This window comes from Mesorhizobium sp. LNHC221B00, from assembly GCF_000502935.1.
Lineage (GTDB): Bacteria > Pseudomonadota > Alphaproteobacteria > Rhizobiales > Rhizobiaceae > Mesorhizobium > Mesorhizobium opportunistum.
The window spans coordinates 136,676-159,855 of sequence record NZ_AYWR01000009.1; the positions used below are offsets into that span (position 1 = coordinate 136,676).

Below are 23,180 nucleotides of genomic sequence, written 5' to 3' on the forward strand. Positions count from 1 at the left end.
AAGCCGCAGGTATAGTCAGGCTGCCGCGCAGCGACAATGCCAAATGTCCGGGCCAAATGTCCGGGCCAAATGTCCGGGCCAAACGTCCGGGCCAATCGTCCAAATCGGACCAATCGCCAAAATCGGATTTTTGGAACTTGCGGATTTTGCTGGTGTTTGGCAATCGTTCATGGTCCGTCCACGCAGGCGAACCTATATCTGAAGGGATCGTATTCGGGACCTCGAAGCACATTGCATTGCGATAACCGACCGGGGACCGTAGACTGATGTGACCGGGCTGGTGCGGCCACGTAAAGCGAGGAAAATGGATGGGCGCCGGAGCCTTGACCAGGAATGCAGAACCAGCGGATGCCGAGCGCCAGCGATGGCTGGCCTTGGCGGAAAAGGCGTTGGCCGGTGCGTCCTTCGAGGAAAAGCTGGTCTCGCACACCGACGACAACATCCGCATCGAGCCGCTCTACGACCGCGCGACCGGAACCGAGCCGATCGTGCGTACCAATCCCCGATCGCCCTGGATCGTCAGCCAGCGCGTCGACGACCCCGATATCGATCGCGCCAAGGCCCAGGCCCTGGAAGACATCGCACAGGGCGCGACCGGACTGTCGCTGGTCTTCGAAGGGGCTCCGAACGCATTCGGCTACGGCCTGCCGAGAACGGCGCAGGCACTGGAGACGGTGCTGGATGGCGTGCCCCTCAACCGCGTCCAGATCCGCATCGACACCCATCCCTGGAGCCGCCCGATGGCCGACTGGCTGGTGGCGTTCCTGAGCAAGCGCCGCTCCGATCCGGCAAAGCTCAACCTTTCGTTCGGCATCGACCCGGCGGCAATCCTTGCCGGAACCGGCCGGCTGCGCATGTCGATCGAGGCGCTGCAGGAATCGATGCCGCAATCGCTGGCGCATTTCTTCTCGATGGGCGTTCCCGGCGTGCTGCTCGAGGCGGATGGACGCGTCTTCCACAATGCCGGCGCAACGGAAGCCCAGGAGCTCGGCATCATGCTGGCTTCGGCGGTCTCGTATCTGAGGATGTTCGAGAAGGCGCGGCAGCCGCTCGTCTATGCCGCACCTCATATCGGCTTCGCGCTCAGCGTCGACCAGGACCAGTTCCTCTCTATGGCCAAGGTCCGGGCACTGCGCAGGCTGTGGGCTCGGGTGCAGGAGGCCTGCTCGATCCCCAATTCCACGGCCAACATCCATGCCGAGACATCGTTTCGCATGATGACCGCGCTGGACCCGGAAACCAACATACTGCGCACGACGATCGGCTGCTTCGCCGCGGCCGCGGGGGGCGCCGATTCGATCTCCATCCTGCCACATACGATCGCGCACGGCCTGCCGGCACCTTTTGCCCGCCGCGTCGCGCGCAACACGCAGCTGATCATGGCCAATGAAAGCCATGTCGATCATGTCGCCGATCCTGCCTTTGGTTCCGGCGCGGTCGAAGCCTTGACCACCGATCTCTGCGAGGCAGCGTGGGCGGAGTTGCAGGCGATCGAGGCTGAAGGAGGTGTGCTGTCCAGCCTTCATGGCGGGCATATCCAGCAGCGTGTCCGTGCTGCCGCCGCACGGCGCGACGCCGCCTTCAAGACGGGCGAGCGGGCCCTGATCGGCACCACGCTCTATCCGCAGCAGCAGGGCGAACGCCCGGTCGAGACGCTGGACGCGCAGCATCGGCCAGCCTTCACCGAAGGCATCGTCCTGTGCGAACCGCTATTTCCCGTACGCATCGACCAATCCATCGGGGCCGCTTCTTGATTCCGGATTTCAGTCAGATCGGCTGGACGCCGCCACGGCGGGCTCCCGTCGAGGTCAAGGGGCAGCGGACGACGCCCGAAGGTCTCGCCGTCAAGCATCTGTACAGTCAGGCCGACCTCAAGGGCCTGCCATTTCTCGATACCTATCCGGGCCTGCCGCCCTTCGTGCGGGGTCCCTACCCGACCATGTATGTCCAGCAGCCGTGGACGATCCGGCAATATGCCGGCTTCTCGACGGCCGAGGAGTCCAACGCCTTCTACCGGCGCAATCTAGCCGCCGGTCAGAAAGGCCTGTCGGTCGCCTTCGATCTCGCCACCCATCGCGGCTATGACAGCGACCATCCGCGCGTCGCCGGCGATGTCGGCATGGCGGGCGTCGCCATCGATTCCATGCTCGACATGCGGCAACTCTTCGACGGGATTCCGCTCGGCGAGATGACGGTGTCGATGACGATGAACGGCGCGGTGCTGCCGATCATGGCGCTTTACATCGTCGCGGCGGAAGAACAGGGGGTCGCGCAGAAGGATCTGGCGGGCACCATTCAGAACGACATTCTGAAGGAGTTCATGGTTCGCAACACCTACATCTATCCGCCAAAACCATCGATGCGGATCGTTTCGGACATCTTCTCCTACACGTCGAAGAACATGCCGAAGTTCAATTCGATATCGATCTCCGGCTACCACATGCAGGAAGCGGGTGCGACGGCCGACCTGGAGCTTGCCTATACGATCGCCGACGGCATCGAATATGCCCGTGCCGGTGTCGCGGCGGGCCTCGATATCGACCGCTTCGCGCCGCGCCTGTCCTTCTTCTGGGCGATCGGCATGAACTACTTCATGGAAGTCGCCAAGCTCAGAGCCGCGCGCCTGCTGTGGGCGACCTTGATGAAGAAGAATTTTGCGCCAAAGGACGAGCGCTCGCTGTCGCTGCGCACCCATTGCCAGACGTCCGGCTGGTCGCTGACGGCGCAGGACCCCTACAACAACATCATCCGCACCATGATCGAGGCGATGGCGGCCACGCAGGGCCACACCCAGTCGCTGCACACCAATTCCTTCGACGAGGCTATGGCGCTGCCGACCGACCATTCGGCGCGCATCGCCCGCAACACGCAGTTGATCCTGCAAAAGGAATCCGGCACCACGCGCATCATAGATCCGTGGGGCGGGTCGGCTTACCTCGAACGGCTGACGCATGATCTGGCGGCACGCGCGCTGAGCCATATCGAGGAGGTCGAGACGCTTGGTGGCATGGCCGCCGCGACCGAGCAGGGCATTCCGAAGCTGCGCATCGAGGAAGCGGCGGCGCGCACGCAGGCACGCATCGATTCCGGCGAGCAGATGCTGGTCGGGGTCAATGCGCATCGGCCGGAGAACGACATCGCGGTCGACGTGCTCAAGATCGACAATGCCGAGGTCAGGGCCCGGCAATTGTCGAAGCTGCAGCGGCTGAAGGGCACACGCGACGTCGCCGCCGTCGAAAGCGCGCTCGACGCGCTGACCCATGCCGCGCAGGGCAATGAAAACCTGCTGGAATTCGCCATCCGCGCCGCGCGCGCCAATGCCACGGTCGGCGAAATCTCGTTTGCCCTGGAGAAAGTCTTCGGCCGGCACATTGCTACGGTGCAGACCATTTCCGGCGTCTATCGCAAGGCGCTTGGCGACAGCCCGGTGGTCGACGGGCTGCAGGACAAGCTCGATGCTTTCGGGAAGAAATTTGGCGGCAAGCCGCGCATCCTGGTGGCCAAGATGGGACAGGACGGGCACGACCGCGGGCAGAAGGTGATCGCCACGGCCTTCGCCGATCTCGGCTTCGACGTCACGGTCGGCCCGATGTTCCAGACACCGGAAGAGATCGCGAAACTGGCGGTCGAGCATGACATCCATATTATCGGCGCCTCCTCGCTAGCGGCGGGGCACCTGACGCTGATCCCCGAGTTGCGCGATGCGCTGAAAAAGCTCGGCCGAGGCGACATGCTGATCGTGGCAGGCGGCGTCATCCCGCCCCAGGACTATGACGCGGTGCTGCGGGCTGGCGCTGCCGAGATCTTCCCGCCGGGTACGGTTATTCCGGAAGCGGCGGATCGTCTGATGGATCGGCTGCTGGCGGGGTGAGCGAAACATTGGCCAAGTAGACAAAGCCGACTGGCGTCAGCCATCCGAGAGCTTAGCGATCTCCCATTCCTTGCCGTTGACCACGGCCAAGTCGCCGACCTTCTTGCCGAACAGAGCGACGGCCATCGGCGACACATGGGAAATTGAGCCCTTGGTCGGATCGGCTTCATCCTCGCCGACGATCTTCCAGTGCACCTTCCTGCCGTCATCGCCCTCGAGCGTGACGCCCATGCCGAAGCGAACGAGGTCGCTGCCCGGCTCGGGCACGGACAGTTCAGCGCTCTCGCGCCGGGCGGTCCAGTAGCGCAGGTCGCGCGATACCACCGCTATGCGCTCGCGGTCGCCTTTCCGTTCGGCTTTCGCCAGAATGTCGCGCAAATCGCCCAGATTGTCCTCGATCTGCGCCAAGCCACGCTGCGTCACCAGATTGCGGTGCGTGCTGATCGGTCGCTCTCCGACGCCGGCGATGGCGTTTTCGCTGTCTTCCTCGCGAGTAAAAGCTCTGCTCATCAATTGAATTTAGGCTCCGAGTGGCTGTTCGACAAGCCATTGCCGGCCCCGCGAAAGACAGCCCAGTCGTCTGGCACGATTCCTGCGATGCCGGGGTTGAACACCAGGACCCTGTGCCGATGTTGAACAGACGAACGCTGCTGATGCAGACCGCCGGCTTTGCCGTCATCGGCCTCTCGCTTGGCAAGGCGGCGGCTGCCACCCTTGCCGGCATCGAGAAAGCCTCGATGCGCGGCTCGATCAACGCCACCGAACTCGGCGTGCAGCCCGGCACTTTCGACGACCAGAGCAAAGCCTTTGCCAAGCTGCTGCGCGACGCAAACAGCCGCGATTTGCCGGTTTTCCTGCCAGCCGGCACCTATGTGGTGTCCAATCTTTCGCTGCCCAGCCGCGTGCGTCTTTCGGGCGTGCCTGGGGCAACGCGGATCGTCTACGGCGGCGACGGCCATCTGTTCATGGCCGAACAGGCCGACCACATCGAACTGAGCGGGCTGGTTTTCGATGGTTCGAACCGGTCGATGGGCGATTATGCGCAGGGACTGCTCGATCTGCGCCGGGTCGCGCATCTGGTCGTCGACAATTGCCAGGTAACCGGCAGCGGCAAGAACGGACTTGCGCTGGAACACGCCGCGGGCCGCATCGAACGCTCGGACATATCGGGCGCCGCCGATGCCGGCATCTATTCGGTCGAAGCCGCCGGCCTGTCGATCACTGATAACACCGTCTCCGACTGTGCCAATGGCGGCATCCTCGTACACCGCTGGCAGGCGGCGGAAGACGGCACCATGGTCACCGGCAACCGCGTCGAACGCATCGGCGCGCGCAGCGGCGGAACCGGCCAGAACGGCAACGGCATCAACGCCTTCCGAGCCGGAAATGTCATCATCTCGGGAAATGTCGTCTCCGACTGCGCTTTTTCGGCGATCCGCGCCAACAGTTCCAGCAACCTGCAGGTATCAGGCAACACCTGCTCGCGCTCGGGCGAAACGGCCGTCTATTCCGAATTCTCCTTCGAGGGCGCCGTCATCAGCAACAACATCGTCGACAGCGCGGCCAACGGCATCTCGATCGTCAACTTCAACGAAGGCGGCCGCATGGGTGTCTGCTCGGGCAACATCGTGCGCAATCTGTCGACCAGCGGCCCCTACCCCGCCGACGCGCCTGGGTTCGGCGTCGGCATCGGCGTGGAGGCCGACACCACCGTTTCCAACAACGTCATCGAGAACGCACCGCTCTACGGCATGCAGATCGGCTGGGGGCCGTACCTACGCAATGTCGTTGCCACCGGCAACATCATCCGCAAGGCTGGAACCGGCATCGTCGTCAGCGTGGTCGAGGGCGCCGGTACGGCCATCATATCAGACAACGTCATCGACGGCCCGCTGAAGGGCGCCATCGTCGGCCAGCGCTGGGCCGATCCCGCGACAGGCGACCTGACGTCATCCGACAATACCGGCTATGCCCATCTGACCGTCGAGCGCAATCACGTCAGCTGAAGACCGTCCTCAATCGAGGGCTGCGGTCGGCCTCAGCGCTCCGACCTTGGCGCCGATCCGGCTTTCGATCGGGGCATTTGCCATTGCGGCCAGCTTCGCCGACAGGGCCTCGTCCGCATGCAGCAGCTTGGCAAGGACGGCAGCAGCCATGGCCTCGCCGGCGCGGCCGGCACCATCATCGCATTTGATCGCTATGCCGAGGCCAAGTTCAGGTATCGCGCTACAGTGGACACCTTCGGCGCCGCCTTTCGCAAATATCCGCCCGGGTGCGGCTTCCATCAAAGCGACATCGGCACGGCCGGTGCCGGCGACAAAGAACGGTTCCGCCATGCAGGCCGAGAGCAGGCGTTTCGCGGCCTTGGCTCGCTCAGGGCCAAAGCCATTCGTCGTGGCCATGCGGGCAAAGCCGAGCGCGAAACTTTTCAGCGGCACGGCATAGGTCGGGATCGAACAGCCATCGGTTGCCCGCTCATCCGCGCCGTGCACAGCGCCGGTAACGGCCTCCATGGCGTCGCGCACCATTTCCTGCAGAGCGTGTCCCGCCTTGACGTAGCCGCTGTGCGCGATGCCGGAGTGCACGCAGGTGCAGAGGAAGCCGGAATGCTTGCCGGAGCAGTTGTTGTGCAGCGCGTTGGGCGAGCCGCCGGCCCGGGCGAGCGCAATCTCCGCGTCGTGGTTCGAGGGCCAATGCGCACCGCATTCGAGCGCTGAGCCATCCAGCCCGGCCCTAGCCAACATCGAACGTGCCAACTCGACATGCGCCGGCTCGCCCGAATGGGACGCACAGGCGAGTGCCAGCTCGCGGTCACCGAAGCCGTAGGCATCGGCAGCACCCGTTTCGACCAGCGGCAAGGCCTGGATCGCCTTGACCGCCGAGCGTGGAAACACCGGTTTCGAGGTATCACCGATCTCCAGCAACGGCTTGCCGTCGGCATCGAAGACCGCGACGGCCCCACGATGCGCGCTCTCGACGACGGCGCCGCGCAGAACCTCGATCAGAACCGGATTTGTCATGCCACCTCCCGTAGATGCGGGCGGTTTACCTGATCCGGTCGAGAATGGAAACGTAGTTGGCGACCGCAGCACCGCCCATGTTGAAGATGCCGCCGAGCTTTGCGCCGGGCACCTGGATGCCGCCGGCCTCGCCGACAAGCTGCATGGCGGTCAGCACGTGCATGGAGACACCGGTGGCGCCGATCGGGTGGCCCTTGGCCTTCAATCCACCGGAGGGGTTGACCGGCAGGCGGCCGTCCTTGGCCGTGGTGCCGTCCAGCGCCAGCTTCGCGCCCTCGCCCGGCCTGGCGAGGCCCATCGCTTCATACTCGATCAGTTCGGCAATGGTGAAGCAGTCATGCGTCTCGACGAAAGAGAGATCGTCGAGCGTCACGCCGGCACTCTTCAGTGCCCGGGTCCAGGCCTGCTCGCAGCCTTCGAAGGTCAGGATGTCGCGCTTCGACATCGGCAGGAAATCCTGGACATGCTCATTGGCGCGGAAGGCAACCGCCCGGCGCATTTTCAGAGCCGTCGCCGTGTCGGCGAGGATAAGGGCGGCGGCGCCGTCCGAAACCAGCGAACAGTCGGTACGCTTGAGCGGACCAGCGACAAAGGGGTTCTTCTCGCTTTCCTGCCGGCAGAACTCATAGCCGAAATCCTTGCGCATCTGCGCATAGGGATTGTCGACGCCGTTCTTGTGGTTCTTGGCGGCGATCATCGCCAGCGCGTCGGACTGGTCGCCATAGCGCTGGAAATAGGCCTGCGCGATCTTGCCGAAGACGCCGGCGAAGCCGGCCGGCGTCTCGCCATCCTCCGGCAGATAGGATGCCTTCAGCAGGTTCTTGCCGATTTCGGGACCGGGCGTCGTCGTCATCTGCTCGGCACCGACCACCAGCACGACGCGAGCGGCATTGGCGTCGATGGCGCGGATGCCTTGCCTGACCGCCGCCGACCCGGTGGCGCAAGCATTCTCGACACGTGTCGCCGGCTTGAAGCGCAGCCGGTCATCAGCCTGAAGCACCAGGCTGGCGGTGAAATCCTGCGCCGAAAAGCCGGCGTTGAAATGGCCGAGGACAATCTCGTCGACTTCGTCCGGGCCGATGCCGGCATGGTCGAGTGCGTCGGTCGCCACCTTGACGATCAGGTTTTCGAGCGTCTCGCCTTCGAGCTTGCCAAAGCGCGAATGCGCCCATCCGACGATGCATGCGGTCATGGCGGTCTCCATCGTTAGCGCCAGCCTGGCACTGGCTTACGGCTCACGTCGTCTGTATTGTTCAAATATAAACATTCCTGCCTCGGCAGTGAAGGGGCCGGAACCGGACAATCGCTTGGTACAGGTTGCGCCAGCGTTGATTTTTTGTTGATTGACGCGTCAATAAAAAATAATCTGCCCCGCAAAAGCCGGGAACAGCATGCCGAAAATCGGAATGGAGCCACTGCGCCGCAAGGCGCTCATCGACGCGACGATCTCTGCGATCGGCGAGCGCGGTTCGCTCGACGTGACCATGTCCGAGATCGCCGGGCGGGCTGGCGTATCCTCGGCGCTTGCCCATCACTATTTCGGCGCCAAGGACGAATTGCTGCTGGCGACGATGCGGCACATACTGGCCGAACTGACCATCGACATGCGGCGTGCGCTTCAATCCGCCGCTTCCCCGCGTGAACGCGTTTCGGCGGTGGTGGCCGTCAACTTCTCCGACATCCAGTTCCAGCCGCAAACCATCGCCGCATGGCTCGCCTTCTACGTCGAGGCACAGAAGTCGTCCGCGCTGCGCCGCCTGCTCAGGGTCTATGCGCGGCGGCTGCACTCGAACCTGATGAGCGGGCTCATCGGCATCCTGCCCAGGGCCGAGGCCGACCGCGCCGCCGAGGCGACCGCGGCGATGATCGACGGGCTCTATATCAGGCGGGCGTTGAAGGACGGCGTGCCCGACGCGGCGACCGCGATCGCGCTCGTCGAAGACTATCTCGAAATCAAACTCGGCGAGCGGCGGAAGCAGTGACAGCGAAGCGACCCAATTTCCTGATCGTCATGGTCGATCAGCTCAATGGAACCTTGTTCCCGGACGGGCCGGCGGACTTCCTGCACGTGCCGCATCTCAGGGCGCTCGCTGCCCGCTCGGCACGCTTTGCCAACAACTACACCGCCTCGCCGCTCTGCGCGCCGGGCCGTGCCTCGTTCATGACCGGTCAGTTGCCGTCGCGCACCGGGGTCTATGACAATGCGGCCGAATTCGCCTCGTCGATCCCGACCTTCGCCCACCATCTGCGCGCCGCCGGCTATTACACCTGCCTCTCTGGCAAGATGCATTTCGTCGGGCCGGACCAGATGCATGGGTTCGAGGAGCGCTTGACCACCGACATCTATCCGGCCGACTTCGGCTGGACGCCGGACTACCGCAAACCCGGCGAACGCATCGAATGGTGGTACCACAATCTGGGTTCGGTCACCGGCGCCGGCGTCGCCGAGACCACCAACCAGATGGAATATGACGATGAGGTCGTGTTCCTGGCCACGCAGAAGCTCTATCAGCTTTCGCGCGAACAGGACGATGCGAACCATCGGCCCTGGTGCCTCACCGTTTCGCTGTCGCACCCTCACGACCCCTATGTCGCGCGCAAGCAGTATTGGGATCTCTACGAGCACTGCCAGGCGCTCGACCCGGAAACGGGTTTTATCGCGCAGGACGAACAGGACACGCATTCACAGCGGCTATACCTCGCCAGCGATTATCCGTCGTTCGAGATCACGCCCGAGCAGGTACGTCGCTCGCGGCGCGGTTATTTCGCCAACATCTCCTATGTCGACGACAAGCTCGGAGAGGTTCTGGACGTCCTCAAGCGCACGCGTATGCTCGACGACACCATCATCCTGTTCTGCTCGGACCATGGCGACATGCTTGGCGAGCGCGGCCTGTGGTTCAAGATGAGCTTCTTCGAGGGCTCGGCGCGGGTGCCGCTGATGATCGCCGGCAAGGGTGTGCCAGCCGGGCTGATCGAGGCGCCGGTCTCCAATCTCGACGTGACGCCGACGCTCTGTGACCTCGCCGGCATCGACATCGATGCAATCGCGCCGTGGACCGACGGCCAGTCGCTGCTGCCGCTCACCAAAGGTGGGCAACGCAGCGCCCCTGTGTTGATCGAATATGCCGCCGAAGGCTCCTACGCGCCGCTGGTGGCGATCCGCGACGGCGGATACAAATTCATCCACTGCGAGCTCGACCCGCCGCAGCTGTTCGACCTCGAAGCCGATCCGCTGGAGCGGATCAATATGGCCAACGATCCAGCCAAGGCGGCGTTGGTGTCGGCCTTCATGGACAAGGTCCGGGCGCGCTGGGACATGGCCAAATTCGATGCCGCCGTGCGCGAGAGCCAGGCGCGGCGCTGGGTAGTCTATCCGGCGCTGCGCAACGGCGCCTATTACCCCTGGGATTTCCAGCCGCTGCAGAAGGCATCCGAGCGCTACATGCGCAACCACATGAACCTCGACAATCTCGAGGAAAGCAAAAGGTATCCGCGGGGCGAATGATGACAAGTCCTGTCCCCTCCCTCGACCATCTCAAGGAGGCCTATGCGGTCACATCCAGGGCGACGCAGATCACGCCGCTGCTGGAATCGGCGGCCCTTGCCCGCGAGACCGGTGCGGCCCGCGTCTTCATCAAGCCGGAATCGCTGCAATGGGCGGGATCGTTCAAGATACGCGGCGCTTATTGGCGGCTGAAGCGGCTTTCCGCCGAGGAGGCGAAGAAGGGCGTCGTCGCCTATTCCTCCGGCAATTTCGCGCAAGGGCTGGCGGCCGCCGGCCAGGCGCTCGGCATTCCGGTCACCATCGTCATGCCGATCGATGCGCCGGCCGCCAAGCGCGATGCCACGGCCGGCTACGGCGCACGCGTCGTGCTGACCGATCATGGCGAGCGCGCGCGTGAAGAGGTTGCCGCCGCCAAGGCGCGCGAGATCGCCGAGACGGAAGGCCTGGCACTGCTGCATCCGTTCGACGATCCGGAGATCGTCGCCGGCCAGGCGGGCGCCGGCCTCGAGGCGCTCGACCAGCTCTCGGCCAAGGACGCCAGCGCCGACCTGTTGTTCTGCTCGGTCGGCGGCGGCGGACTGATCGGCGGCGTGTCGCTCGCATTCCATTATGTGTCGCCGGCAACCGAGATCATTGGCGTCGAGCCCGAAGGTTTCAATGGCATGGGTTCATCGCTGGCGCATGGCAGCATCGAGACCATGCCGATCGCCCCGAAGTCGATCTGCGACGGATTGATGTCGCGGCGGCCGGGCGACGCGCCCTTCGCGGCGGTCAAGACCGCCGGCGTGCGAGGTATCACGGTCGACGATCAATCGGTGCGGCGCGCCATGCGAATCGCCTTCGAGCGGATGAAGCTGGTGCTCGAACCGTCGGGCGCTGCGTCGCTGGCGGCGTTGCTCGGCGGCAAGGTGGATGTGCGGGGCAAGACCGTGCTCGTGGTGGCAACTGGCGGCAACGTCTCGCTCGCCGATTTTATGGCGCATATGAACCATGCTTGAAGCGGATTTCGTCATCATCGGCTCCGGCTCGGCCGGCTCGGCCATGGCCTACAGGCTGTCGGAGGACGGCAAGCATTCTGTGATCGTCATCGAGTTCGGCGGCTCGGATATCGGCCCGCTGATCCAGATGCCGTCGGCGCTGTCGATCCCGCTCAACATGAGCCTCTACGACTGGGGCTTTGCCAGCGAGCCGGAGCCGCATCTGGGTGGCCGCGTGCTGGCGACGCCGCGCGGCAAGGTGATCGGCGGTTCATCCTCGATCAACGGCATGGTCTATGTGCGCGGCCACGCCCGTGACTTCGACCATTGGGCCGAACAGGGCGCGGCCGGCTGGGGCTTTGCCGACGTCCTTCCCTACTTCAAGCGCATGGAGGATTCGGACGGCGGCGAGGACGGCTGGCGCGGCCGCGGCGGGCCGCTGCACGTGCAGCGCGGCTCGCGGCGCAATCCCCTTTATGGCGCCTTCGTCGACGCGGGCCGCCAGGCCGGGTTCGAACTGACCGACGATTACAACGGATCGAAGCAGGAAGGCTTCGGGCCGATGGAGCAGACCATCCAGGGCGGCCGCCGCTGGTCGGCGGCATCAGCCTATCTGAGGCCGGCGCTCAGGCGCAAAAACGTGAATCTGGTCAAGGGCTTTGCCCGCCGGGTGATCATCGAGAATCAACGCGCCATCGGCGTCGAGATCGAAGCTCACAAACAGATTCAGGTCGTTAAGGCGCGACGCGAGGTGATCGTCGCCGCCTCGTCGATCAATTCGCCCAAGATCCTGATGCTGTCCGGCATCGGCCCGGCGGAGCATTTGCGCGAAAACGGCATTGCCGTGCTCGCCGACAGGCCCGGCGTCGGCCGCAATCTGCAGGATCACATGGAGCTCTACATCCAGCAGGAATCGACCAAGCCGATCACGCTCAATTCGGTGCTGAACCCGTTCTCGAAGGCGCTCATCGGCGCGCAATGGCTGTTCTTCAAGTCGGGCCTCGGCGCCACCAACCATTTCGAGGCAGCCGCCTTCGTGCGCTCGCGCGCCGGCATCGACTATCCCGATATCCAGTACCACTTCATCCCGGCGGCGGTTCGCTATGACGGCAAGGCGGCGGCCAAGTCGCATGGTTTCCAGGCGCATGTCGGGCCGATGCGCTCGAAGTCGCGTGGCTCGGTGACGCTGCGGTCGCCCGATCCGAAATCGAAGCCGGTGATCCGCTTCAACTACATGTCGCATCCGGACGACTGGGTGGAGTTCCGCCATTGCATCCGGCTGACCCGCGAAATCTTCGGCCAGAAGGCATTCGATGCCTATCGCGGCCAGGAAATCTCGCCGGGCAGCCATGTGCAGTCGGACGACGATCTCGATGTCTTCATCAGGGATCACGCCGAAAGCGCCTACCATCCCTGCGGCACCTGCAAGATGGGGCGCGCCGACGATGCGATGAGCGTCGTCGATCCGGAGTGCCGGGTGATCGGCGTCGAAGGATTGCGGGTCGCGGACTCCTCAATCTTCCCGCGCGTCACCAACGGCAATCTCAATGCACCGTCGATCATGACCGGCGAAAAGGCATCCGACCACATACTGGGCCGCACGCCGCTGGCGCCGTCCAACCAGGAACCATGGATCAATCCGCGCTGGCAGGCGTCGGACAGATAGAGCATGATCCGGCGAACGTCCGGCCCAGGCGAATAGAATTTGGAGACTTCCCATGCGCGCCCAGCCCACGGCATCGCACTATGTCAACGGACGCTACGTTGACGACGAGCAAGGCGCGCCACTGCCGGTCATCTATCCGGCCACCGGCGAGACCATCGCCATGCTGCGCGCGGCGACGCCGAACGTGCTTGAGTTGGCCATCGAGGCAGCAAGGGCAGCACAACCCGCCTGGGCACGGCTGAAGCCGGTCGAGCGCGGCCGCATCCTGCGCCGCGCCGCCGACATTTTGCGCGCCCGCAACGCCGACCTTGCCCGCATCGAGACGCTCGATACCGGCAAGGCGATCCAGGAAACGCTGGTGGCGGACGCGCCTTCAGCAGCCGATTGCCTTGAATATTTCGGAAGCGCGGTCGCCGCCTACAATGGCGAATCCGTCGACCTCGGCGGCCCCTTCGCCTATACGCGGCGCGAGGCCCTCGGCGTCTGCGTCGGCATCGGCGCCTGGAACTATCCGATCCAGATCGCCGGCTGGAAGTCCGCGCCCGCACTCGCCATGGGCAACGCCATGGTGTTCAAGCCATCGGAAAACACACCGTTGTCGGCGCTGGCGCTGGCCGAGATCTACAGCGAGGCCGGCCTGCCTGACGGGCTGTTCAATGTCGTGCAGGGCTATGGCGATGTCGGCGCCGGCCTCATCGGCCACGATGTCGTCGCCAAGGTTTCGGTGACCGGCTCGGTGCCGACCGGCCGCAAGGTGCTGTCGCTTGCCGGCTCCAAGATGAAGCACGCGACGATGGAGCTCGGCGGCAAGTCGCCGCTGATCGTCTTCGACGATGCCGACATCGAGAACGCCATTGGCGGCGCCATGCTCGGCAATTTCTATTCGACCGGCCAGATCTGCTCGAACGGCACGCGCGTCTTCGTGCAGAGCGGCATTCACGACCGCTTTGTCGAAAGGTTGGTCGAGCGGACGAAGAAAATCCGTATCGGCGATCCACTCGATCCCGAGACCCAGATGGGGCCGTTGGTCTCGAAAGCGCAGCATGAGAAGGTCGTCGGCTATATCGGCATCGGCAAGCAGGATGGCGCCACGCTGGCTTGCGGCGGCAACGTGCCTTCGCTGCAAGGTTTCGATGGCGGCTTCTTCGTCGAGCCGACCGTGTTCACCGGCGTCACCGACACCATGCGCATTGCCCGCGAGGAGATTTTCGGACCTGTCATGAGCGTGCTGAAGTTCGATGGCGAAGACGAGGTGATCGACCGGGCCAACGACACCGAATTCGGTCTGGCAGCGGGCGTGTTCACACGCGACCTGCCGCGCGCCCACCGCGTCATCGCCGAGTTGCAGGCGGGCACCTGCTGGATCAACACCTACAATCTGACGCCGGTCGAACTCCCGTTCGGCGGCTTCAAGCAGTCCGGCATCGGCCGGGAAAATTCGCTGGCGGCGCTGGCACTCTACTCGCAGCTGAAATCGGTCTACGTCGAGACGGGGGACGTGGCGGCGCCATATTGAGAGGTCGGCGGGACAGCGCCCCCCTCTGTCCTGCCGGACATCTCCCCCTCAAGGGGAGAGATCGGACGTCACTCTCGGTTTCGCCAATCACCGACGTTGCAGAAAGGGCGGCAAGGCCCAAGCTGCCAATCTCCCCCCTGTTTGGACCGGGGACATCGCGAACAGGTGTGCGAGGACATCGCGAACAGTTTTGTCACTTATCGTCTGCAGAGGTTGAGGTCGACTGTTTCTATTTTCTGATGTCTGAAGAAGGCTTGGAAGACGCCGTCCTTTCCGGTGGGGATGAAGGCCACGGCTTTTCCGCCAAAAGCCTTGGAGAGGCGCAGGATGTAGCGACACAAGGCGACGCGGCCCTCTTTCTGGACCTTGCGAACGATGGCGCCTTTTGGGTAGTCGAAGGCTTCGACGGCCTCGCTGAAGGAGCGCGGCGAGGGTGTGTATCTGTCGAGGGGGACGCAGCCGTTGAGGCCATCGNGACGCCGTCCTTTCCGGTGGGGATGAAGGCCACGGCTTTTCCGCCAAAAGCCTTGGAGAGGCGCAGGATGTAGCCACACAAGGCGACGCGGCCCTCTTTCTGGACCTTGCGAACGATGGCGCCTTTTGGGTAGTCGAAAGCTTCGACGGCCTCGCTGAAGGAGCGCGGCGAGGGTGTGTATCTGTCGAGGGGGACGCAGCCGTTGAGGCCATCNAGCTTCGACGGCCTCGCTGAAGGAGCGCGGCGAGGGTGTGTATCTGTCGAGGGGGACGCAGCCGTTGAGGCCATCGTGAGGTCTCTCGGCGTTGTAGAGGTCGCGCCAGGCATCGAAGGCATTCTGCGCGCCCTCGATATTTTCGAAGGCAGGTCCGGCCATCGCCTCGGCCTTGAGCGAGCGGTGAAAGCGTTCCTCCTTGCCCAGCGTCTGCGGGTGCAGGGGCCTGGAGTGGGAGACGGCGACGCCGTGTTCGATCAGCCAGACGGTGAAACGTGTGAAGTTGCTTCGTCCACCATCTCCCCATGGCGGACCGTTGTCGAAAGCCATGCGCTGCGGCTGTCCATAGCGGCGAAAGGCGGCAATCAGGTGGGCTTTGACCGTTTCGCCGGTCTCGTTGATGCAAGCCTGCAGCACGACAGAGAAGCGCGAATGATCGTCGAGCGCGGTCAGCGGATGCAGCCGGCCGCCCTGCCGCAATGCCACATGGCCTTTGAAGTCCATCTGCCACAGATCGTTGGGGGCGGCATGCTCGAACCGCCCGAACGGCTTGGCTCCACCCCCCAGCAAGCCCAGCTCGACGCCGTTGCGATGCAGGATCCCGGTCACCGTGGAGGGTGCAGGCGAACCGGTTCCTTCGCGCCGCAGCACCTTGGTGATCTTGCGTCCGCCCCAGGCCGGGTGTGCCCGGCGCATGCCAAGAACCGCCGCCTCGACCGCATCGACGCTGCGCGACGGGCTCGTCGCCGGGCGGCGCGACTGCTCCGCGAGCCCGGCCTCGCCATGGGCGCGATACCGCGCAATCAACTTGTGACCACAGGTGCGGCCGATCCCGAAACGACGACAAAGCGCACTGACATTGCTGCCGTCCTGCGCAGCAAGACGCACAAACTCCAACTTCCCATCCATCACACTGGTGTCCCCAAATGGCATCGCGAACCTCCCGGCGCAAAGCACGCCAAACTGTTCGCGATGTCCTCGCACACCTGTTCGCGATGTCCCCGGTCCAAACACCCCCTTGAGGGGGAGATGTCCGGCAGGACAGAGGGGGGGGCGAACCGCGATGACGCATAATCTGGTGTCCGCCAACAATCGCCGCAATGCACGCAGGATGCGCAAGGTGATGACCGATGCCGAACTCAAGCTTTGGAATGCGATCAGGGCACACAGGCTGATGGGACTGGGGTTTCGGCGCCAGATGCCTATCGCTGGCCATATCGCCGATTTTGCATGCCCGGATAAAAAGCTGATCATCGAGCTTGATGGGTCCCAGCATGGCCAAGCGGAAACGTCGGAATCGGACGCTGCAAGAACCGCCAAGTTTGAAGCGCTTGGCTGGACGGTCCTGCGCTTCTGGAACGACGATGTCATTCGCGATATCGACAATGTCTGCCAGCACGTCGTGATTGTGGCTGGGCTAAGCGACGCGTCGTGAGCATCGCGGAAGCGGGACATTGGGCAGGGCCGGCGCTCTACGGCGCCCCCCTCTGCCCTGCCGGGCATCTCCCCCTCTTGGGGGGAGATTGGCTGCTTTGGGGCAGCGCCGACATCAGTAATTCAATCCGGGCCAAACCCCGCGCTCGTCGGGCTGCCATCATCAAGCTTCGACAGCCACTCCACCAGTGTCGGCCTATACCGCGTCAGGCCTTTGTAGTTGGCCAGCTCATCGGGCAGGTCGCGGATGACGCGGTGCAGGCGGCGTGCCCATTTCGGCTGCGTCACCAGTTCGTCCATCTTGATCAGATAGCAGCGGATCGGGAAGACGATGCCGTTCGAGCGTGGCAGCCGCCAGAAGCTCTGCAGTTCGACGCGCAGATGCACCTTGTCGCCGACATTCTCCGGCGTCACCGTCGCCCGGTCCGGACCCCATTTGTGGTAGTTCTCCGGGCTGGTGTCGAGGCGCGGATTGATGGTCATCGTCCAGTTCAGCCGCCTTGCCGGCTTGCCTTGCTGGATGTTGGTGAGAAACTTCAGCGCCCTGACGAAAATCCCCTTCTCGTGTGCCAGCGGCACCGGCGCGTGCCACTCGAAGAAATTCATGCCGATGTCGAAGTCGAGCGACCAGTCGGCCTGGGTGGTGACCATGCCGGCATCCATCCACAGATTGCCGTCGCGCTGGTCGAGGATGCAGAAATCGCCCTGGCTCTGGCGGGTGATGTATTCCATCGGCCCGTAAGGCAAGGTCGAGGTGTCGCCGAAGGTGAAGGTGTCGTCGATACCGAGCGGCCGGTTGATCCAACGCCAGCGGTCGCCATCGCGGGTCAGCGTGAAATGTTCGGGATAGCCCAGCGCCTGCTGCTCCATCAGGAGTTCCAGCAGGTCCCAGCCGGCCAGCGTCATGTGCGGCAGCGATTGGCAGCGCAGCGGATCCTCGGCCAGCACCAGCGCACGGTCCTGCATCTCGGCGACATAGTGCTCGTCGACGTCGATCAGGTTCTCCAGCACGCTGCCCTTCGGGCCGACGACATGCGGCTCGATGTTGACGGCATACATGTAGCTGTCTTCGTGGAACGGAAACGGGAACCGCCTAATGTGCTCAGGGCTGTTCTTGAAGGTGAAGTCGTCGCGGAACGTTTCCTTGCGAAAGGTGATGCCCATCTTCGCCTCCTATCTTTCCAAGACCAGCGACCGGCCCTCGAAGCGAGACACGCACGGCATGATCTTGCAGCCGGAGCGGTGGTCTTCCTCGCTCAGCCAGTGGTCGTTGTGGATGAACTTGCCATCGGATGAGATGACATTGGTTTCGCATTGGCCGCAGACACCACCGCGGCAGAGATAGGGCGGATCGACACCGGCCGCCTCGATCGCCTCGAGCAGGCTCTGCTGTTCGCCGACCCGGATCGCCTTGCCGCTGACGGCCAGCGTCACGTCAAAAGGCAATCCTGGCTGCGGTGCAGCGAAATGCTCGAAATGCACGGTCTCCGACGGCCAGCCCAGGCTTGCCGCGCGGTCGCGCACCCAGTTTATCATGCCGGCCGGGCCACAGACGTAGAGATGCGTGCCGAGCGGCTGCGAAGACAAGAGCCGGTCGAGATCGATGCGCTCCTCGCTGTCGTCATGATAGAGCTGGACCCTGCGACCGTAGCGCTGCCGCAGGACATCGGCATAGGTGCCGAGCGAGGCCGTGCGGCAGGTGTAGTGCAGCTCGAAATTGCCGCCCTCTCCCGCCAGCTGTGCGGTCTGCGCCATGAACGGCGTGATGCCGATGCCGCCGGCCAGCATCAGATGCTTCTTCGCCCTGAGGTCGAGCGAGAACAAGTTGACGGGATAGCTGATCACCATCTCCAGGCCGGGGCTGACATTGCGATGCATGAACAGCGAGCCGCCACGCCCGACATCGTCGCGGCGCACGGAGATCGTGTATTCGGCGGTATCAAGCGGCGAGCCCATCAGCGAATAGGGATTGAGCCTTGTGCGCTCGCCGTCGCGCATCTCGACCACGACATGGGCGCCGCCGGAGAAGGTCGGCAGCAATTCACCGTCGCGCCGCCGGAAATGGAAACGGGTGACGAGGTCATTGACCGGGACGACATCGCTGACGACGACATCGAGCTTGGTGGTGCCGGTGCTCATGGGAAGGCCTCCTCGATCGGAGGAATTTCACTGCGGTCCTCGGCATTGATGCAGACGCCCTGGAAGGCGGCGAGGCGCCGGGAATAATGATCGCGCACCAGAAGCAGCAGGCCGCAATGCGCGCAGGTCGCCGGCTGCGTCGTCACATTCTCGGTGATGCCCTTGCAATGAACGCACTGCATGCGCCGTGCCAGCGAGCCGCGATGTTCTGTTTGCATCGAGGTGTGATCGATGCCGGCTTCGAGCGCCACCTGCATCGCCTGGCCGATCAGGCCTTCGGTGCCGGCGAGGTAGAGGCGCAAGCCCATATGGGCGTTGGCCAAGGTATGCCTGAGCCTCGGCAGCAGGCTGGCGAAGGACGGCGCCTGGTGGAACTGCGCCGGCTTCAGCGCCTCGAGGGCGGCGACGTGCTTGCCATCGGGACCGGGGATGAAGACGATCTCGGCATCGTCGAAAAACCCGGCCGGGGCTCTTGCGGCCATGTCTGAAATAGCGAGCGCCCCTTCGGCATCGGCGATGAAAAGATGGTGCTTGCCGGGCTGCGGAGAAAGCGTTCCGTAGACCGGCCGGCTGATGATGCTTTTGGCTGCCATTTACGTCTTCGTGCCTCGAACCCCTCGCTGTTGTTTGTGCCTCAGCCTTTCGCCGTGCGCTTGGTCTTCTTGGGATCATCGAACGGCAATGGCTGCGCCGTCGCCTTGATCGATCCGCTCTTGTTGCGGATCTCGAGCCTGGTGTCCTTGACGGCGCAGTCGACGTCGAGGCGCGCGATGCCCATCGATTTCTCGACCAGCGGCGAATACATTGCGCAGGTCACCACGCCGACCTTTTTGCCGTCGCGGTAGACCGGCGCGCCCTCGTCCGCCGGCTCCTTGCCGTCGAGCAGCACGCCATAAATCTTGAAGCGCTCCTTGCCCTTCAGGCGATAGTGCTCCTCGGCGCCGCGGAAACCAGTCTTGCCAGGGCTGACGGTGAAGTCGAGGCCGAGTTCCCACAGCGTGTCGCCGGGACCTTCGTTCTCGAACGGGTATTTTTGCGAATTGTCGTAGGGGTAGAAGAGCAGATAACTTTCGACGCGCAGCATATCGAGCGTGGTGAAGCGGCAGGGAATGATGCCGGCGCTCTTGCCCTCCTCGAGGATCCTGTCCCAGATCGTACCGGCATCCTGGCCACGGCAGAATATCTCGTAGCCGCGCTCGCCGGTGTAGCCGGTGCGCGAAATCATCACCGGAAAACCGAACAGCTGCGTCTGCATGTGATGGAAGTAGTTGAGATCGCGGATGCCCGGAACATGCTTGGCGAGATAGTCGACCGCGGCCGGCCCCTGCAGCGACAGATCATGCAGATTGTCGTCGAAGCGCAACGACACGTCCCTGCCCATCGCCGCGCGCTGCAACTCCTCATGGCCGGTGCCCGAGCCGTGCACCACCATCCAGGCGTTCGGCCCGGTGCGGTAGAGGATGCAGTCGTCGGTGAATTTTCCCGCCTCGTTCAGCATGCAGGCATAGGCCGATTTGCCGGGATAGATCTTTTCGACATCGCGCGTGGTGGCGAGATCGATGAGATGCGAAGCGTGCGGCCCGGTGATGTGGACCTTCTTGAGGCCCGACACATCCATCAGCCCGGCCTTGGTGCGGATGGCGATGTATTCCTCGTCGGCGTCCTTGTCGTAGGTCCAGGCGGTCCCCATGCCGCTCCAGTCTTCGAGCTTCGAACCCAGCGCGCGATGGCGATCCGCCAGGGTCGAAAATCTCCAGGATGCCGTCATCCGCTCGTCCTCCGTTCAAAAATCCATTTGTTCCCTGCTCCTTGGCGCGGAGGCCGGAGCTTTGGGTTGAATATTGACCGCAAACACGAGAGAGCCGCAATCCCCTGAATGCAAATAATTTCATTGTCAGGCAAAATCGACCGACCCAACCAAACGATTAACTCTGCGTAAATTCGTCTTGACAATTGCGGAAATCGGCCTGAATTTATGAAAAAAATTTCACTCTCTTGAAAGAGAGCGGCGCGCGGAGGATTCAAGACCGTTCGCCGGAAAAAGGGGAAAACCGATGTCAGACCTGCAGCAGCGCATCGAGGCGCTGTATCGTTCCGACTTGCGCGGATCCGCGCTGCTGATCATCTGCCTGTGGGCGACGATCCTCTTCGTCCTCTTCATGACATGGCCATACATTCCGCATGGCGGCATCAAGGCCGTCGTCGCGATTGCCGCCGCCGCCGTGCTGATCTTCAACACGGCCGCCATCCTGGCGATGGTCAAACACTACAAGGAAGACAAGGAATTCATCTACGGCCTCGACATCAAGAATGCCGACGCGGCCCGCAACAGCAACTCCTGAGGATCAAGAACATGCCGCGCTACACGCCGCCGGAGCAGAGCAAGGCCGGGCAAGTCTTCGATATCGCCGTCGTTGTCGTCGCCATCTTCGTGGCCCTGTGGCTGCCGCTGAAGCTCGGCCTTGCCGGTGCCGCGAAATCCATCGACGCGCTCGACGCCAAGACATGGGAAGCGCTCGGCCAGAATCCGACCATGGCGTCGATCTGGGAAAAGCTCGGCTATACGCCGGAGACGGCGCACGACATCATCCAGAACCGCTTCCACTACATCATCGACTGGCCGACGCTGATCGTCATGGCAGCGGTCCTGATCGGCTATTTCGTGTTCTTGTTCCGGGCATCCGACCGTGAATATCGCGATGTCATCAACGAGAAGTTCGAAGACAAATAAAAGTTTCGACGACGCGCAATCGGGGGCAAGATCATGTGGGTGGCACTCTCTTACGCATGCTGGGGCATTTCGATCGTGCTCGCGCTGTGGATGCTTTACGACTGGTTCAAGGTCGATACGACCTACTCCGAGGACGTTCTGACCTCGTCGCGCGAAGGCGAGCTTGAAGCCGCCTCCGAAAAACACCGGATCTGAGTGGGGATTGATCGATGACCGCCGCGGTTGAGAATACCATCACCACCACCATTCACGGCGACCGGGTATCGCTGCTGAGGGTACTCGGCCCGGCCCATGTCTGGGCGCTCGGGGTCGGCATCGTCCTGGTCGGCGAGTTCACCGGCTGGAACTTCTCGGCCGACAAGGGCGGCGCGCTGGCAGCCCTGATCGTCTGCTGGGTGGTCGGGCTGCTCTACACCTCGGTCGCCATGATCGATTCCGAGGTGACGTCGACAGTCGCCGCCGCCGGCGGCCAGTATGCGCAGGCCAAGCACATCGTCGGACCGCTGATGGCCTTCAACGTCGCGCTGTTCCTGGTCTTTGCCTATACGATGCTGGAAGTGTCGGATGCCATCCTGCTCGGCGACACCATCGTCGCCAAGGCCGGCGTCGAAGGGCTCACGCACAATTCCTTCATCGCCGCCACCATCGTGGTGCTGGCATGGCTCAACTACCGCGGCGTGCTGATGACGCTCAACGTCAATTTCGTCATCACCGCGATCGCCTATGTCTCGATCGTCATCCTGTTCTTCTCGGTCAGCCCTTGGACGCAAGGGGCGGTGCTGAAGCTCAACGAGCTGGTCACGCCCGGCAATGCGCTGCCCTATGGCTGGATCGGCGTCATCGCCGCCTTCCAGTTCGGCATCTGGTATTATCTCGGCATCGAGGGCACCACGCAGGCCGCCGAGGAAGTGCGCTCGCCGGCCCGCTCGCTGCCCTACGGAACCATGGCCGGCATGATCACGCTTCTGATCGCAGCCGCCATGACCTGGTATGTCTGCGCCTCGCTGATGCCCTGGGAATATCTCGGCATCACCTATTACCCGCTGTGGGACGCGGGCAAGCTGACCGGCAGCCCGCTGCTGGAAAACCTGTTGTTCGTCGCCACGCTGCTTGCGGCTCTGGCATCGGCCAATGGCTGCATCAATGACGCAGCGCGCGCGTGGTTCTCGCTTGGCCGCGACCGATATCTGCCGAGCTGGTTCTCGGCCGTGCATCCGAAATACCGCACGCCCTACCGTTCGATCCTGTTCCTGCTGCCGATCGCGCTGGCCTTCGCCTTCATCGCCGACCTCAACCAGGCGATCACCTTCTCGATCCTGTCGGGCGTGCTGCAATACACGTTCATGAGCATCAACATCATGATGTTCCGCAAGAAGTGGCCGCTGGGCTCGATCCGCCGCGGTTACACCCACCCCTTCCATCCGCTGCCGGCGATCGTGCTGTTCTGCCTGTGCGTGGTGACCTTCTTCGCCATCTTCCTCGGCTTCGGCTCGCAGCTGATCGCCATGGTCGCCTTCTACTTCCTGATCTCGCTGTGGTTCCATTTCTACCGCTACAAATTCGTGCGGCGCGGCGAACAGTTCACCATGCCGTGGCCAAAACCGCAGGGCTATTGATGGGAGAAGGTCC

Annotated in this window: 21 protein-coding genes; 13 read left to right on the forward strand and 8 right to left on the reverse strand. The window is 63.4% G+C overall.

All coding sequences use genetic code 11. The features are described from left to right. The first annotated feature begins 308 nt into the window (after positions 1 to 308). Both X741_RS152785 and scpA read left to right on the forward strand, forming a co-directional pair. Positions 309 to 1,754, forward strand: a complete 1,446-nt coding sequence (locus X741_RS152785; RefSeq protein ID WP_023777945.1) for a methylmalonyl-CoA mutase subunit beta — start codon at positions 309 to 311, stop codon at positions 1,752 to 1,754. Next, positions 1,751 to 3,871, forward strand: a complete 2,121-nt coding sequence (scpA, locus tag X741_RS152780) for a methylmalonyl-CoA mutase (RefSeq protein WP_023777946.1) — start codon at positions 1,751 to 1,753, stop codon at positions 3,869 to 3,871. Before X741_RS152785 ends, scpA begins: the two co-directional genes overlap by 4 nt. A gap of 36 nt (positions 3,872 to 3,907) precedes the next feature. Here the strand turns inward: scpA and greA are convergent, their stop codons facing one another. Next, the gene (greA, locus tag X741_RS152775) at positions 3,908 to 4,381 is read right to left on the reverse strand and encodes a transcription elongation factor GreA (RefSeq protein WP_023764401.1); all 474 of its coding nucleotides are present in this window, start codon (positions 4,379 to 4,381) and stop codon (positions 3,908 to 3,910) included. A 119-nt stretch (positions 4,382 to 4,500) separates the two neighbouring features. Between greA and X741_RS152770 the strand changes: the two genes are divergently transcribed. Beyond that, positions 4,501 to 5,877, forward strand: coding sequence for a TIGR03808 family TAT-translocated repetitive protein (locus tag X741_RS152770; RefSeq protein ID WP_023777947.1), 1,377 nt, complete (start codon positions 4,501 to 4,503; stop codon positions 5,875 to 5,877). Between the two features lie 9 nt (positions 5,878 to 5,886). Here X741_RS152770 and X741_RS152765 read toward each other — a convergent pair whose 3' ends face one another. After that, positions 5,887 to 6,891, reverse strand: coding sequence for an asparaginase (locus tag X741_RS152765; protein WP_023777948.1), 1,005 nt, complete (start codon positions 6,889 to 6,891; stop codon positions 5,887 to 5,889). Positions 6,892 to 6,916: 25 nt separating this feature from the next. Continuing rightward, positions 6,917 to 8,083, reverse strand: coding sequence for an acetyl-CoA acetyltransferase (locus X741_RS152760; protein WP_023777949.1), 1,167 nt, complete (start codon positions 8,081 to 8,083; stop codon positions 6,917 to 6,919). A 199-nt stretch (positions 8,084 to 8,282) separates the two neighbouring features. On the opposite strand from X741_RS152760, the gene betI reads away from it, so the two are divergent. Genes betI through betB form a run of 5 tightly spaced genes read left to right on the forward strand, consistent with a single transcriptional unit; the run spans position 8,283 to position 14,558 of the window. After that, positions 8,283 to 8,873: a transcriptional regulator BetI gene (gene betI / locus X741_RS152755; protein WP_013896483.1), complete on the forward strand. Its 591-nt coding sequence runs from the start codon at positions 8,283 to 8,285 to the stop codon at positions 8,871 to 8,873. Then, positions 8,870 to 10,399 carry a choline-sulfatase gene (betC, locus tag X741_RS152750; RefSeq protein WP_023777950.1) on the forward strand — a complete coding sequence of 510 codons (1,530 nt, stop codon included), beginning with the start codon at positions 8,870 to 8,872 and terminating at the stop codon, positions 10,397 to 10,399. Before betI ends, betC begins: the two co-directional genes overlap by 4 nt. After that, on the forward strand, positions 10,396 to 11,397 hold the full coding sequence (locus X741_RS152745) for a threonine/serine dehydratase (RefSeq protein ID WP_023777951.1): 1,002 nt from the start codon (positions 10,396 to 10,398) through the stop codon (positions 11,395 to 11,397). Before betC ends, X741_RS152745 begins: the two co-directional genes overlap by 4 nt. After that, the gene (gene betA, locus X741_RS152740; RefSeq protein ID WP_023777952.1) at positions 11,390 to 13,042 is read left to right on the forward strand and encodes a choline dehydrogenase; all 1,653 of its coding nucleotides are present in this window, start codon (positions 11,390 to 11,392) and stop codon (positions 13,040 to 13,042) included. The genes X741_RS152745 and betA overlap by 8 nt, the downstream gene beginning before the upstream one ends. 52 nt (positions 13,043 to 13,094) lie before the next feature. After that, a complete protein-coding gene (betB, locus tag X741_RS152735; RefSeq protein WP_023777953.1) occupies positions 13,095 to 14,558 on the forward strand; it encodes a betaine-aldehyde dehydrogenase in 1,464 nt (487 codons plus the stop codon). A gap of 197 nt (positions 14,559 to 14,755) precedes the next feature. Here betB and X741_RS01000000166530 read toward each other — a convergent pair whose 3' ends face one another. After that, on the reverse strand, positions 14,756 to 16,180 hold the full coding sequence (locus tag X741_RS01000000166530) for an IS481 family transposase (protein WP_023777954.1): 1,425 nt from the start codon (positions 16,178 to 16,180) through the stop codon (positions 14,756 to 14,758). Between the two features lie 130 nt (positions 16,181 to 16,310). Between X741_RS01000000166530 and X741_RS152730 the strand changes: the two genes are divergently transcribed. Continuing rightward, positions 16,311 to 16,682, forward strand: coding sequence for an endonuclease domain-containing protein (locus tag X741_RS152730; protein ID WP_023764593.1), 372 nt, complete (start codon positions 16,311 to 16,313; stop codon positions 16,680 to 16,682). Between the two features lie 122 nt (positions 16,683 to 16,804). Here X741_RS152730 and X741_RS152725 read toward each other — a convergent pair whose 3' ends face one another. Genes X741_RS152725 through X741_RS152710 form a run of 4 tightly spaced genes read right to left on the reverse strand, consistent with a single transcriptional unit; the run spans position 16,805 to position 20,588 of the window. After that, the gene (locus X741_RS152725) at positions 16,805 to 17,845 is read right to left on the reverse strand and encodes a DUF3445 domain-containing protein (protein WP_023777955.1); all 1,041 of its coding nucleotides are present in this window, start codon (positions 17,843 to 17,845) and stop codon (positions 16,805 to 16,807) included. Positions 17,846 to 17,854: 9 nt separating this feature from the next. Next, the gene (locus X741_RS152720) at positions 17,855 to 18,820 is read right to left on the reverse strand and encodes a PDR/VanB family oxidoreductase (protein ID WP_023777956.1); all 966 of its coding nucleotides are present in this window, start codon (positions 18,818 to 18,820) and stop codon (positions 17,855 to 17,857) included. After that, complete coding sequence (locus X741_RS152715) at positions 18,817 to 19,413, reverse strand: dimethylamine monooxygenase subunit DmmA family protein (protein ID WP_023777957.1); 597 nt, start codon at positions 19,411 to 19,413, stop codon at positions 18,817 to 18,819. Before X741_RS152715 ends, X741_RS152720 begins: the two co-directional genes overlap by 4 nt. A gap of 41 nt (positions 19,414 to 19,454) precedes the next feature. Next, positions 19,455 to 20,588, reverse strand: coding sequence for an aminomethyltransferase family protein (locus tag X741_RS152710; protein WP_023777958.1), 1,134 nt, complete (start codon positions 20,586 to 20,588; stop codon positions 19,455 to 19,457). Between the two features lie 286 nt (positions 20,589 to 20,874). Here X741_RS152710 and X741_RS152705 point away from each other — a divergent pair, with 286 nt between their 5' ends. From X741_RS152705 to X741_RS152690, 4 genes are read left to right on the forward strand one after another with little or no spacing between them, the layout of a single operon-like run. After that, on the forward strand, positions 20,875 to 21,162 hold the full coding sequence (locus tag X741_RS152705) for a hypothetical protein (RefSeq protein ID WP_023777959.1): 288 nt from the start codon (positions 20,875 to 20,877) through the stop codon (positions 21,160 to 21,162). A gap of 11 nt (positions 21,163 to 21,173) precedes the next feature. Further along, positions 21,174 to 21,551 carry a hypothetical protein gene (locus tag X741_RS152700; protein ID WP_023764599.1) on the forward strand — a complete coding sequence of 126 codons (378 nt, stop codon included), beginning with the start codon at positions 21,174 to 21,176 and terminating at the stop codon, positions 21,549 to 21,551. Between the two features lie 33 nt (positions 21,552 to 21,584). Continuing rightward, positions 21,585 to 21,746: a hypothetical protein gene (locus X741_RS1000000168315; RefSeq protein WP_023764600.1), complete on the forward strand. Its 162-nt coding sequence runs from the start codon at positions 21,585 to 21,587 to the stop codon at positions 21,744 to 21,746. A 14-nt stretch (positions 21,747 to 21,760) separates the two neighbouring features. Next, positions 21,761 to 23,167 (forward strand): APC family permease, encoded by a 1,407-nt coding sequence (locus tag X741_RS152690; protein ID WP_023764601.1) that lies wholly within the window; start codon positions 21,761 to 21,763, stop codon positions 23,165 to 23,167. The last annotated feature ends 13 nt before the right edge of the window (positions 23,168 to 23,180 follow it).